Source organism: Sporosarcina beigongshangi (assembly GCF_033485195.1).
In the GTDB taxonomy this organism is placed as follows: domain Bacteria; phylum Bacillota; class Bacilli; order Bacillales_A; family Planococcaceae; genus Sporosarcina; species Sporosarcina beigongshangi.
Map to the genome: position 1 here is coordinate 237,092 of NZ_JAWLIR010000002.1, position 13,154 is coordinate 250,245.

Genomic DNA, 13,154 nt, shown 5'->3' on the forward strand with positions numbered 1-13,154 from the left:
TTAGTAAAATTTTCGCTAACTTTTCCATTTAAAACGACTCCTATGAAATACTTGCTCCAATAACAAACGATAAGCCTACTGAAATCGCCAAGGATATAAATCCAACGGAACGATTGTCTGCTTCAATCTCTTTATCAATATTAAATTTCGGTGTTAGGAACTCAAATAATAGATAAGCGAAGATGAGCAAAGTAAAGCCGAATAATCCCCATCCAATCATTTCAGGCAATGAGTTATGTCGTTCGATTGAGTAGCGGAAAATATTACAAATACCAAAAATTTTCCCGCCTGTTGCGAAAGCAACGGATAAATTCCCATTTCGAATCTCTTCCCAATTCTTATATTTAGTAACGAGCTCAAAAAGCACCATTGAAACAATTAGACAAAGGACAACAACGCTAAAATATCCTGCTGTTTCTACTAATGGATTGCTCCAAAAATCAGTTTTCATTATAGTTTTAAGCTCCTTTATATTCGGTCATTCCTACCTATACGGATAGAATCGAAAAAGGTTTCAAAAAGGAGCATATTTTGTCTGAACTCAGACAAAGCCTCCGGCGGATGTCACGGATTTTTGGGGGAGCTTTTCGAGCGAGCTCGAAAAAAATCCGGACGCAATCACGCCAAGGCGTGATTGATTAGTATTACTTCAATTCCACCACAGTCACACCGTGCCCGCCTTCGCCCGCTTCGCCGAAACGGTAGCTTTTCACACGGGAATGATTTTTTAAATATTGTTGGATGCCCTGTCTTAATGCCCCTGTACCCTTACCGTGGATGATGGATACTTGATGATAATTTGATAATAATGCATCATCCAAATATTTTTCTGTACGGAAGATGGCATCCTCATAGCGCTCTCCCCGTAGGTCGAGTTCTAATTTGATATGCGATTCTCTTCCTCTTACAGAAGTCGTCACAACAGTTGGCTTTTCTTTTTCTGGTTTGACATATTCTAGTCCAGCCTCGTCCAATTTCATCTTCAAAATACCGATTTGAACAATCCACTCTTTACTCGATACTTTTTCAATGAGCGTCCCTTTTTGACCATAACTCAGTACTTTTACTTCATCGCCAACTTGTAGCGGTCTTGGTGCCGCCTTCGCTTTGACGATTTTTTTCTCTTCAGCCGGTGACGCACCTTCCAGACGTTTACGCGCTTCAATCAATTCATGCTCTTTAATATTGGCACCGACATTCAGACGCATTGCACGTAAGTCCGATATGACCGCCTCTGATTCACGTTTTGCATCTTCAACAATTTTTTTCGCCTTTTCTTTTGCTTTCGCTTCCAAACGCTCTTTCATACTATCGAACTCAGCTAGTCGTTCTTCCAGTTCACGTTTCAACTGCTCCGTTTCCAGCAGGACTTCGTGCGTTTGTTCTGCATCTTTTTCTGATTGGACACGACTTGTTTCAAGTGACACAATCATCGAATCGACTTCACCACGATCCGTCCCAGTAAAGGTTTTTGCACGCTCAATGATTCGCTCCTGTAACCCTAGTCGTTTCGAAATTTCAAACGCATTACTGCGACCCGGCACACCGATTAATAGACGGTAGGTCGGGCTCAACGTTTCAATATCGAACTCAACACTCGCATTGGCCACGCCCGGCCGATTATAGCCATACGCTTTTAATTCTGGATAATGGGTCGTTGCCATGACACGCGCACCATGCCCATGTACTTCATCCAAAATCGAGATGGCCAATGCAGCCCCTTCCTGTGGATCTGTACCTGAACCTAGCTCGTCAAAGATAATTAGCGAACGATCGTCGTATTTTTGAATAATATCAACAATATTAACCATATGTGAAGAGAAAGTACTCAAACTTTGCTCAATAGATTGTTCATCCCCAATGTCGGCATAAACTGAATCAAAGACTGCAATTTCCGAACCATCGAGTGCAGGAATCGGCAGTCCTGCTTGTGCCATTAACGTGCACAAACCGACCGTTTTCAATGTCACAGTCTTACCACCTGTATTTGGCCCGGTAATGACAATCGTCGTAATGTCTTTTCCAAATTCAATCGTATTCGCTACGGCAGTATCAATTGGTAGTAAAGGATGGCGCGCTTTCGCTAAACGAATATATCCTTCGTTATTCACTTCCGGCTTCGTGCATTTCTGCGCAATACCAAATTTTGCTTTCGCTAAAATAATATCAATTTCCGCCAAAACAGCGACAAGTGTAAACAAATCATGGGCGATTTCTTGTACTTTTGCAGACAGCTCAATCAGAATTTTCTCGATTTCTTCTTGCTCCTGCATTTTCAAGCGTCTAATTTCATTATTCGCCTGAACGACTGCATCAGGTTCGATGAACAGCGTTTGTCCAGATGACGACATATCGTGAATGACGCCGCCATAATGCGAACGATACTCCGCTTTGACAGGAATCACAAAACGGTCGTTACGAATCGTCACAATGGAGTCAGACAGCATCTTCGCTGCATTGCGTCCACGTGTGTAGCTTTCTAGCTTTTCACGCACGCGCCCCTCTTGCAAACGTAATCCTTGTCGAATCGAACGTAGCGAACCCGATGCACTATCCACAACATGTCCATTATCATCAATACAGGCATTGATTTCATGCTCCAAGCCCGTCAAAATGGGAATCAATTCTTTTTTAGCGACGAAATGTGGAATGTCAATATCTTCATCGGCTACAATCGCTTCGATGAACTGACGCAAAATCCGGCTAGCCCGAATGGTGTTAGCAACCTCCATTAATTCATAGGCACTTAACATACCACCCTGTTGTGCACGTTTTGCGTGAGGTCTAATATCACTAATACCGCCCATTGGTACGTTGCCACGGACCCGCAAAATGGACAGCCCTTCATCCATTTCCTCTAACAATCGAACAACTTCATCAAACTCGCTAACTGGCACTAACTTTTCTATATAAGAACGACCGGCAAATGATGTGCAATGTGTAGCCACAATATCCCGGATTTTATCGAACTCAAGTGTTTTCAAGACACGGTTTTCCAATGTCTTACACTTCCTTTCATTTCCGGACAATGTCACGGAGGAATTTATCGAGCGGCCATGTATTAACGACCGTTTCTTTTTTCAGCCAAGCTTTTTGGCCGTATTTCACGCCAATATCCATATATTTCAATTGACCAATCGCATGTGCGTCTGTATTGATAGCGATAGGAACGCCCGCTTCTTGCGCCATGATTAAATGATCCGTCGCAAGATCCAATCGGTAAGGATTCGCATTTAACTCCAAAATTTTACCGTATTCCTTCGCCCATTGAATGAGCTGAGGGATATCCGGATTATAACCGTCACGCTGCCCAACAATACGCCCTGTTGGGTGTGCAATCATATCGACATGCGGATTTTTCATCGCCGTATGCAATCTTTCCATAATTTGCTCCTGCGATTGACTAAAGTTTGAATGAATCGAAGCAATGACAAAATCAAGCTCACTGAGCAATTCATCATTAAAATCGAGTGTGGCATCAGGAAGAATGTCCATTTCCGTTCCACAGAAAATTTCAATGTCATCATATTCTTCATTTAACGCACGGATTTCTGCAATTTGTTCACGCACGCGTTCTGGCGTTAAGCCATTCGCTACCTTCAAGTACTCGGTATGATCTGTGATGACCATATAGGAATAGCCTTTGGCGCGGCAAGCCTCCACCATTTCGCGGATCGAATAGCCTCCGTCCGACCAAGTCGTATGCATATGCAAATCAGAACGAATATCCTCCAGCACAATCAAACCAGCTAGTTTTTCCACACGGTCGATCTCACTGCCATTTCTTCGAAGCGCAGGTGGAATGTAAGGTAAATCGAAGTGGGCGAAAAATTGTTCTTCCGACTCGAATGTCGTGACAGCTCCCTCTTCATCCTCCACGCCGTATTCGCTTATTTTCAGCCCTCTCGACTTCGCTAACTGACGCATGCGAACATTATGATCCTTTGAGCCTGTAAAATGATGAATGGCAGAAGCAAATTGTTCAGCCTTTACAAAACGGAAATCTGCATCAATTTGCTCCTCCAAGTCAAGTGTAACGGATAATTTGGCATCTCCAGCCCCGATTGTCGCAGCAAGTGGTAAGGATGCCAACAATTTCTCACGTACAACGCCAGGCTCGTCAGTCACTATGATGAAGTCTACATCACTATTTTGCTCTTCTGTCCGGCGATAACTGCCTGCAACGGAAAAACGCGTGATTTCAGGAATTATTTGTAGCTCCTGCTCCACAAACGATACAACCTTTTCTACTTGCCATATCGGAAATTTGCCTTGCCGCGTACCTAGTAATTCTATTTCAGCCAACAGATTATCTTCAGTTTTTTTACCAAAGCCGGGGACTTTACTCACTTCCTCAGCAACACATGCATTGCGTAATGATTCAACTGAATCAATGCCGAGTGCTTCGCGCAATTTAGCGATTTTCTTGCCACCAAGTCCTGGGATTTTCAATAAAGGGATTAGCCCCTTTGGAACCGTCTCTTCTAGCTCCTGTAGCAAATCAGATTTGCCTTTCTCCAGCAAATCCGTAATCACTGCACCTGTTCCTTTACCGATTCCCTTCAGAGTCAAGATATCATCCATTTCAGCTAAACTCCGCGGATCTAGCTCCAGCGCATTCGCCGCTTTTCTAAACGCAGAAACTTTGAAATGATTTTCTCCAAGCAATTCCATATATAAAGCTATTTTCTCAAACGTACGAATGATTGTTTTTTTATTCACCAAAAGCCCTCCTCACCTTTTCAATTGCGCAGACATCTCTTGAAAGTCTAGATCATCTTGAAAAAAGCTCCCCTCCGGTAAGGGGGAAGCTGTCATTTCATGTAAATGAACCACCAGTTTTTCACCGTTTCTGATAATACCGGAGTGTGTTCAAACATCGTTTTTGCCAGCATTGATTTACTTAGCAATGCTTGAAGGAAATCTACTGGCACCATTGCGAGCAAATAAAGTACAAGGAAAATGAGGATGTAGAACTCAATGAATCCAAACAACGCTCCTGTAAATCGCGCGATAAAGCCTAAGACAGGTAAATATTTCAAAAAATCGAACATGGATGCTATGAGCTGCAAAGCAAATTTGACAACAAGAAAAATGAGCACGAATGCCAATAAACGATAAAATGTGCTGTCTAAATCCAATTGTTCAACTGTCATTGATAGCTTAGAACCCGCCGTGACACCAGGATAAGGAATCCATAGAACGAATTTTTCTGCGAGTTGCTTATAGTACGTAAAAGCGACAACGAGTGCTATGATAAATCCCGTCATATGTATAATTTGTACAATTAGTCCTCGTCTAAAACCTGTGACAAGACCTCCGAATAGGAGGATTAAGATAAGTAAATCTAGCATGTAAGACCGTCAACCCTTCAACTTATTCAATTCTTCTTCTATTTGTTCAACTTGCTCTTTTAATTTAAGATAGTCATGTACACTATTAACAGCGGTGAGCACAGCGATTTTTGAACTATCGAGATACGGATTGCGAGCACTGATTTCGCGCATCCTGTCATCAACCATCGAGGCGACCATCCGCACATGACTACTAGTTTCGGTACCGACAATTGTATAAGTCTGCCCGTAAATGTCAACGGTTATGCGTGTCTTCTGTTCGTCTGCCAATGACATGACCTCCCACGATAAAATACGACTCAGCGTAATGGATTCAGCAAGTTAAAAACTATGTTACCAATCATACCATGAAACGGTTTCACTTGTAACGTCATATAGTATAAGTTTACAGCCGACCTTTTCTGGTCAACGAAAGGAAGTTTTACATTGAGTAATCAAGTTATTTTAGTAGACGATCAAGGATTGAAAAAAGTAATGGTTCATTATGCAGCGTCTAAAATTGTACGCAATGCACCTGGCGTCGTTTTTGCGGCAAAACTAACGGACACATCCATCACTGCCTATAAATCCGGCAAAGTACTGTTTCAAGGTGGAGGTGCTGAAAGAGAGGCTGCTCGTTGGGGTAAAATCGAAGGAACTAAGGCTTCTGCAAAGGAAACAACGAAAGGTGATGTATTACCTGACCACCTTGCTAAGCTGTCCGTTGTCGGTTCAGACGAAACGGGCACGGGTGATTTCTTCGGCCCTGTGACAGTAGCCGCTTGCTTTGTGCGTGCCGATCAAGTGGAGCTCGTTCGAGAACTTGGCGTCAAAGATTCCAAACAGTTAACGGATGATCTCATGCGTAAAATCGCACCCGATTTGCAAGCGACACTTATTTATAGCGTTTTGACTCTAAAAAATGATAAATACAACGAGGTCCAAGCACGTGGATGGTCACAAGGGAAAATCAAAGCGCTTCTTCATAACCAGGCACTCAAGCATGTACTACGGAAAATGGAAGACGAAAAACCCGATTATATTTTGATTGACCAATTTGCAGAACGCGGCATTTATTATAATCACATTCAGTCGGAGTCTGAAATCGTGCGAGAAAACGTACTATTTTCAACAAAAGCGGAAGGTTTACATCTAGCTGTCGCTGCGGCATCCATTATTGCACGCGTGGCATTTTTAGAGGAGATGGACCGACTTAGCCAAATTGCAGGAGTCGAACTGCCGAAAGGAGCAGGGGCTAAAGTAGATGAGGTAGCTGCCAGGATTCTATTGAAAAGCGGTGAAGAATCGTTGAAATCATTAACGAAATGGCATTTTGCGAACGCAAGAAAAGCAAAAGCGATTGCTGCCCGAAAAAGAAAGTAACTTTTTTGAACTTCAACCGTTCTAATTAAATGAGGTGATACTGGTGAGAAAATTCTTTTTTCTATTTTGCTGTATTTTTTTGATTAGCGCATGTGGGGTTAGCGAGAAGGTAAATCCCGGTAATACCTCCTCTCTTCCACCAGCAGAAGCTGAGGTACAAGAAGGTGATTTCATCTATAAGCTGTCCTCTGAAAAAGATGTCTATAATACATTCAGTGGTAGTGCGATTTTTGCGGAGTTAACGTATGTAGGAGAAATGGACTCCATTGACATTTACCATGCAGCATCTCCCTTCTATTTTCCGTTGGAAGAAAGAACTCGAGGTATTGAAATCGATTACGCGATGAATGAACCACTGATTGTCACGACGTTAATAAAAGGAGAACCGCTACGGCAGAGATATAGCTTTGCCGGTGGTTACAGTGATCAAGATGAAGAAAAATACGTCGAATTTGTTAAATCAATGATAAATGAAGAATTTCCTGAAGGCGAATATATCATTCATGGCTCTGCTCAATTTACGCGTACAGATCCTGCTGAAGCAACCGATGACGAACGCTACAACCTAAAAGCCGATATTGGTTTTAGTGTTGTAGAGCCTGTTAGTCGATAAAGAAAAAGGCTGCATATGGAATCCAAATTCCATATGCAGCCTTTATTTCATCTAGACTCCTGGCGCCCTACGCTTTTGTTCTTTACCCCCGAAGCAATGCCCCTGCTTCTGTTGTTAATGCGTTCAACACTTTGTCATGCGCTTTGACGACCTCTTCGTCTGTCAATGTGCGCTCTGGGTCTGCGTACGTCAACGAGAATGCAACAGATTTCTTGCCTTCCTCAACGTTCGCGCCTTCGTACAAGTCGAACAAACGAACTGTTTTCAACAATTTTCCGCCCGCGTTGCGAATAACATGCTCCAATGTACCTGCAGATGTTTCACTCGATACAACAAGTGCAATATCTCTTGAAATCGATGGGAAACGTGGAACTTGTACATAGACTAATTCGGCCGTTTCAATCGCAAGGATTTTCGCAAGATTCATTTCCATCACATAAGTATTTTTCAAATCGCGCTTTTTCTGTTCTGTCGGGTGAATTTGACCAATCAAACCAATTCGCTCGCCATTATAAAAAATATTTGCTGTGCGACCTGGGTGCATACCATCCAGCTGCGCTTGTTCAAATGATAAGCCTTCCACAAGCCCAAGACTATCCATCATGCCTTCGACAATGCCTTTCAGCACGAAGAAATCAACCATCTTCGTTTCAGCCTGCCATGCGTGATCCACCCATTTACCCGTCATCACTGCTGCTACATGCTCGACTTCCTGTGGCAGACCATCTTCTTGCTCCCCGAGGAATACTGAACCTGTTTCATACAATGCAACCGAGTCCGTACGACGTGCCACATTATAAGTCGCGGCTTCCAAAAGGTGCGGAATGATACTTTGGCGAAGCGTACTGCGGTCTTCACTCATCGGCATCAATAATTCCGTAACTGGTGCAGTTTCAAGTGCATAGGCTTGCGCCTGTTCTTTCGATGTCAATGAATACGACAGTGCCTGATACAGTCCTGCTCCCTCAAGAAAAGCCCTCACTGTACGGCGTTTCGCCTGATACGACGACAAACCACCTGGTGTCGATTCCGCAACTGGAAGTGTCATTGGGATATGATCATAGCCATACATACGTGCAATTTCCTCGATAATATCTTCTTCGATACGCAGATCCTGTCTACGAGTCGGCGCGTCAATGACGAGCTTGCCATTAACAGCTTTTGTTTCAATTTGCAGTCTATCTAAAATAGACAGCATCTCTTCTAGAGAGATTTTCATACCAAGACGATTATTAATATAATCTGGTGAAACCGTAATGCGCGCAGGTGTCTTGTCGAGCTCATCGACAATGACTGAACCACTTAACACTTCGCCGCCCGCGATGTCAGCCATCAACTGGGCTGCACGTTCTGCCGCTGCAATGACACGTTGTGGATCGACGCCTTTTTCAAAGCGCGTGCTCGCATCACTACGCAGTCCAAGTTCTCTCGAAGTTTGACGGACAGATCCCGGTGCAAAATAAGCCGATTCAATAACAACAGTTGTCGTTCCATCATGCACTTCGGAATTTAATCCACCCATAACACCTGCAATAGCGACAGGTTCTTTGCCATTTGTAATGACGAGGTTAAGCGATTTCAACGTCCGCTCTGTTTCATCTAACGTCGTAATTTTTTCGCCTTCTTCTGCCGATCGAACAACGATTTCACCCGTTCCAAGACGGTCATAATCGAATGCATGAAGCGGCTGACCGTATTCCATCAATACGTAGTTCGTAATGTCGACTACATTATTATGCGGTCGTACACCAGCTGCCATCAAACGATTTTGCAACCATAACGGTGATTCAGCAATTTTGACGTTTTTCACAACTTTCGCTACGTACATCGGATTATCTTCTTTTGCATCAATACGCAATTTCAACACATCTTCCGCTTTATCAGCAGATTCCGTATACGTAATTTCCGGTAATTGAATACCCTGTGATAAAATCGCGCCAACTTCGTAAGCCACGCCAAGCATGCTTAGTGCATCCGAACGGTTTGGTGTCAAATCAAATTCAAGCACCGTGTCATCGAGTCCAATAAGCGGCAATGCATTCTCTCCAGGTACCGCAGTATCTGGAAGCACATAAATGCCTTCCGCGTAAGCTTTTGGTACAAGCTTCCCTTCAACAGCAAGCTCTTGTAATGAACAAATCATACCGTTCGACTCTTCACCGCGCAATTTTGCTTTTTTAATTTTAAAATTACCCGGTAAAACTGCGCCAGGGCGTGCTACGATAACTTTTTGTCCTTCTGCAATATTTGCCGCACCACAAATAATTTGCGTTACTTCTTCCCCAACATCCACTTGACAAATATTCAATTTATCCGCTTCTGGGTGTTTCACACATTCTTTTACATAGCCCACAACAACATTCGTCATACCTTGTGAGCGGTCGATGATGGAATCGACTTCGATTCCTGAGCGCGTAATTTTCTCCGCCAGTTCTTCAGGAGCGATACCTTCTATATTTACGTAATCACTTAACCATTTTGTAGACACTAACATGTCCTCTCCCCCTTACGCTTCCGTCCGGTGGAATTGCGACACAAAGCGCACGTCATTCGTATAGAAATGACGAATATCTTCCACACCGTATTTTAACATTGCAATCCGTTCAGGCCCCATACCGAAAGCGAAGCCTGATACAACAGTTGGATCATAACCAGCCATTTTCAGCACGTTCGGGTGTACCATACCGGCACCCAAAATCTCAATCCAACCTGTTTTCTTACAAACATTACAGCCGTCTCCACCACATTTGAAGCATGAAATATCCATTTCAACAGATGGCTCTGTGAACGGGAAGAAGCTTGGACGTAAACGTATTTCACGCTCATCCCCAAACATTTTTTTCGAGAATAAAGATAGCGTCCCTTTTAAATCACTCATACGAATATCTTCACCGATAACAAGCCCTTCAATTTGCGTAAACTGATGCGAATGTGTCGCGTCATCGCTATCACGGCGATAGACTTTACCCGGGCAAATGATTTTAATTGGTGCGCCTCCCTTTGCTTCCATCGTTCGTGCTTGAACAGGAGAAGTGTGCGTGCGCAGAAGAATATCTTCTGAAATATAGAAAGAATCCTGCATATCACGTGCTGGATGCCCTTTCGGCAAGTTCAGCGCCTCAAAGTTATAATAATCTTTTTCAACTTCAGGACCTTCTGCAATTTCATAACCCATGCTAATGAAGAAGTCTTCGATTTCTTCCACAACGCGTGTCAGTGGATGATGATTCCCCGTACGCGCAGGGCGACCTGGCAATGTCACGTCAATTGATTCGTTCGCAAGCTGTTCGTTGATAGCTAACTCCTCGAGTTTCGCCATGCGTTCTTCTAGTACCTCAGTGACTGCTTCACGGATGACATTGACGAGCGCCCCCATTTTCGGACGTTCCTCAGCTGGTAATTTCCCCATGCCTTTTAGCAGGTCGGTAATCGGCCCTTTTTTCCCTAAGTAGGCAACACGGACTTCGTTTAATGCTTTTACATCTGAAGCTGCTTCGATTTTCGCAAGCGCCTCATCTTTCAACTGTTCTAATTGTGCTTCCATTGTAATTCTCCTTTCGAAATTAACAAAAGTGTAGTGCACCTGCCATATAAAATCAAATACGCCTTGGCGTATTTGCGTCCAGATTTTGAATTGAGCAAGAGGCCTACAGGATGTAGGTCATGCAGTCGTTGCGAATCGAACAGCGAAGGGTTCGGTTTGCCGTATTTCTGTGTTCTTTGCAGAAATTAAGGCACTTTTTCGGACGTCGCGAACTTAGACTGCCTTCCTGACTCCCCTCAAAATCTGTGACATCCGCCGGAGGCTTGTTTTTAATAATTGGGTTTCAACCCCAATTATTAAAAACAAAAAAACTCGCCCCTATAAAAGGGACGAGGACGATTTCGCGGTACCACCCTGATTATCACACCCGAAGGCATGATCACTCAAATCGGAATAACGGTCCGGCGCCGGCACATCTTTACAGCATACGCTGATCCCGATGGCAGCTCATGGGGTGAACTTCAACAAACACTTGCCCACCTACGCTTTCAGTCAAGGCGCAGATTCCCTTTCGGTTCGTGTAGTGCTTACTTTTCCCAGTCATTGCTTTTTTATTTTAATTCATAACTACTAGTATACCCGAAATCATTTTGTTCATCAACAAAGGAACGTTAATTTCTCGAATACGAATATAGCAGGATCCCTGTTGCCACAGCAACATTTAAGGACTCGGCTTTGCCATACATCGGAATTTTAACAGTTGCGTCTGCCAGTGCTAGTAATTCAGAGTCTACGCCGCTACCTTCATTGCCCATAATCAATGCAAATTCCGTTTGCGGCTCGATATCGGAATGGTTGACTGCATTTTGCAATCCTGTGCCAAGCACCTTGATGCCGGCTTGTTTTGACTTCGTTGCCCATTCCAATAAATCCCCCCGAACAACCGGGATATTAAAGTGAGAGCCTTGAGCAGAACGGACGGTTTTCGGATTATACGGATCAGCTGAGCCTTTTCCGAGAATAACCGCATCCATGCCAGCAGCATCCGCTGTGCGAATCATCGTGCCAACATTGCCTGGATCTTGGACCGCGTCAACTAGCAATAGTTTTTTCCATGATATGAAATCTTCTTCAATATGTTTAGGCTGTCGGCAATGCGCATAGACACCTTGTGAATGCTCTGTTTCTGAAATTTCTTTCGCAACCGCACTGTTGACTTCAACAATATGTACACCTTCCGTTGACCAACCCGCGGGAAATTCAACGCCATCTCGGATGATTAATGCAAGTATCACTCCGTCTTTTTTTAATGCTTCTTCAACCAGATGAAAGCCTTCTACAAGAAATTCTTCCGTTTTGTCACGTTCTTTTCGTGTTGTCACAAGTTTTTTCCAATGTTTCACGAGTGAGTTTTGTGGGGATTCAATGCGTTTCATATTCGTCGTTACCGCCTTTTTCTTTTCAGTGTAACAAATGCCCGTATAGTTGGCGATATTTGTGTCCAAAATGATGGTAGGAGGATGATAAAATGGATTTTCAAATACGAGACGCAATTACGGCAAACATGAAAAATAATTCAGCGGAAGATGTCCGTAACGTCGTCGAAGATGCCATCAAGAGAGGCGAGGAACACCTATTACCAGGACTCGGCGTATTCTTCGAAAAACTGTGGAATAGTTCAGGTGAGCAGGAAAAGTCGAAAATGGCTGGGGAGTTAGCACAAGTATTTTCGGCGAGTTGAATGGTAAGTAAATTGCGCGGGTGCCAGTGGCACCCGCGCAATTTCAGGTGATATATGTCCAATAAAGACAACAGTAGACACATAATGCGATACAAAAAAAGAGTGAGCACTCTACGAGATGAACTGAATATAATTTTGCTTCAACTTCAACTTCAACTATATTCGTAAATAAATTGCTTAATAATAGAAGATTTATTGTATAGAGAAAGGCCTCTTCCATAAATAAAGAGACCCCTTATAACTCAGTCTGCTTCTATTCGAATAGCTTGAATATCTTGGCAGTCTACGATAAGTGTTGAACCAGGTTCTGTTTCTGGATCATTAAAGAATGCGCAGCAATTCCTCTGATCTAACCTAATAAAAACAACATCTTCTAATACTTGTCCACCTGCTAAGAAAACGTCAACTTCAGTCCGCCTTTGTAATCGTCTTAATTGATTACAAACACAGCCTTTACAGTTATTTCTATTTTTATCAGAGTTCCCGTTACGCTTATCACATTTTTCACAATCATTTTTCATTATGAAGACCTCCTTTCAGGTTTTATTTTGCAAGCCTTGCATTCATAATATATGAATTCGAAACAAACGGAGAATGGAC

General features: G+C 43.2%; 12 protein-coding genes and 1 other annotated feature. Of the genes, 3 read left to right on the forward strand and 9 right to left on the reverse strand.

The window, feature by feature from the left end:
• Positions 1–40 precede the first annotated feature (40 nt).
• The 5 genes from R2B77_RS01705 to zapA form a co-directional block, all read right to left on the reverse strand.
• The gene (locus tag R2B77_RS01705) at positions 41–454 is read right to left on the reverse strand and encodes a DUF350 domain-containing protein (protein WP_322555623.1); all 414 of its coding nucleotides are present in this window, start codon (positions 452–454) and stop codon (positions 41–43) included.
• 190 nt (positions 455–644) lie between these two features.
• Positions 645–2,999, reverse strand: a complete 2,355-nt coding sequence (locus R2B77_RS01710) for an endonuclease MutS2 (protein WP_203246732.1) — start codon at positions 2,997–2,999, stop codon at positions 645–647.
• Positions 3,000–3,015: 16 nt separating this feature from the next.
• Positions 3,016–4,722 (reverse strand): DNA polymerase/3'-5' exonuclease PolX, encoded by a 1,707-nt coding sequence (gene polX / locus R2B77_RS01715; protein ID WP_203246731.1) that lies wholly within the window; start codon positions 4,720–4,722, stop codon positions 3,016–3,018.
• Between the two features lie 92 nt (positions 4,723–4,814).
• Positions 4,815–5,354: a CvpA family protein gene (locus R2B77_RS01720; RefSeq protein WP_203246730.1), complete on the reverse strand. Its 540-nt coding sequence runs from the start codon at positions 5,352–5,354 to the stop codon at positions 4,815–4,817.
• A gap of 9 nt (positions 5,355–5,363) precedes the next feature.
• A complete protein-coding gene (gene zapA, locus R2B77_RS01725) occupies positions 5,364–5,624 on the reverse strand; it encodes a cell division protein ZapA (RefSeq protein ID WP_203246729.1) in 261 nt (86 codons plus the stop codon).
• Between the two features lie 156 nt (positions 5,625–5,780).
• Here zapA and rnhC point away from each other — a divergent pair, with 156 nt between their 5' ends.
• Together rnhC and R2B77_RS01735 are read left to right on the forward strand one after the other, a co-directional pair.
• A complete protein-coding gene (gene rnhC, locus R2B77_RS01730) occupies positions 5,781–6,716 on the forward strand; it encodes a ribonuclease HIII (RefSeq protein WP_203246728.1) in 936 nt (311 codons plus the stop codon).
• 43 nt (positions 6,717–6,759) lie between these two features.
• Positions 6,760–7,329 carry a hypothetical protein gene (locus R2B77_RS01735; protein WP_203246727.1) on the forward strand — a complete coding sequence of 190 codons (570 nt, stop codon included), beginning with the start codon at positions 6,760–6,762 and terminating at the stop codon, positions 7,327–7,329.
• A gap of 82 nt (positions 7,330–7,411) precedes the next feature.
• On the opposite strand, the gene pheT is transcribed toward R2B77_RS01735, so the two are convergent.
• The 3 genes from pheT to R2B77_RS01750 all read right to left on the reverse strand — a co-directional run bounded on the left by pheT (position 7,412) and on the right by R2B77_RS01750 (position 12,249).
• Positions 7,412–9,823 (reverse strand): phenylalanine--tRNA ligase subunit beta, encoded by a 2,412-nt coding sequence (gene pheT, locus R2B77_RS01740; RefSeq protein ID WP_203246726.1) that lies wholly within the window; start codon positions 9,821–9,823, stop codon positions 7,412–7,414.
• A 12-nt stretch (positions 9,824–9,835) separates the two neighbouring features.
• The gene (gene pheS / locus R2B77_RS01745; protein ID WP_203246725.1) at positions 9,836–10,873 is read right to left on the reverse strand and encodes a phenylalanine--tRNA ligase subunit alpha; all 1,038 of its coding nucleotides are present in this window, start codon (positions 10,871–10,873) and stop codon (positions 9,836–9,838) included.
• Between the two features lie 322 nt (positions 10,874–11,195).
• Positions 11,196–11,426: a binding site (T-box leader), on the reverse strand.
• A 58-nt stretch (positions 11,427–11,484) separates the two neighbouring features.
• Complete coding sequence (locus tag R2B77_RS01750; protein WP_203246724.1) at positions 11,485–12,249, reverse strand: TrmH family RNA methyltransferase; 765 nt, start codon at positions 12,247–12,249, stop codon at positions 11,485–11,487.
• Positions 12,250–12,341: 92 nt separating this feature from the next.
• On the opposite strand from R2B77_RS01750, the gene sspI reads away from it, so the two are divergent.
• On the forward strand, positions 12,342–12,554 hold the full coding sequence (gene sspI, locus R2B77_RS01755; RefSeq protein WP_203246723.1) for a small acid-soluble spore protein SspI: 213 nt from the start codon (positions 12,342–12,344) through the stop codon (positions 12,552–12,554).
• A 242-nt stretch (positions 12,555–12,796) separates the two neighbouring features.
• Here the strand turns inward: sspI and R2B77_RS01760 are convergent, their stop codons facing one another.
• Positions 12,797–13,075 carry a hypothetical protein gene (locus R2B77_RS01760; RefSeq protein WP_203246722.1) on the reverse strand — a complete coding sequence of 93 codons (279 nt, stop codon included), beginning with the start codon at positions 13,073–13,075 and terminating at the stop codon, positions 12,797–12,799.
• Positions 13,076–13,154 lie beyond the last annotated feature (79 nt).

What these genes read in the sequence shown, in the direction of transcription:
- R2B77_RS01760 (WP_203246722.1), bottom strand. Translation starts at nt 13,075, where the DNA reads ATGAAAAATGATTGTGAAAAATGTGATAAGCGTAACGGGAACTCTGAT.
- R2B77_RS01720 (WP_203246730.1), bottom strand. Translation starts at nt 5,354, where the DNA reads ATGCTAGATTTACTTATCTTAATCCTCCTATTCGGAGGTCTTGTCACA.
- pheS (WP_203246725.1), bottom strand. Translation starts at nt 10,873, where the DNA reads ATGGAAGCACAATTAGAACAGTTGAAAGATGAGGCGCTTGCGAAAATC.
- R2B77_RS01750 (WP_203246724.1), bottom strand. Translation starts at nt 12,249, where the DNA reads ATGAAACGCATTGAATCCCCACAAAACTCACTCGTGAAACATTGGAAA.
- sspI (WP_203246723.1), top strand. Translation starts at nt 12,342, where the DNA reads ATGGATTTTCAAATACGAGACGCAATTACGGCAAACATGAAAAATAAT.
- pheT (WP_203246726.1), bottom strand. Translation starts at nt 9,823, where the DNA reads ATGTTAGTGTCTACAAAATGGTTAAGTGATTACGTAAATATAGAAGGT.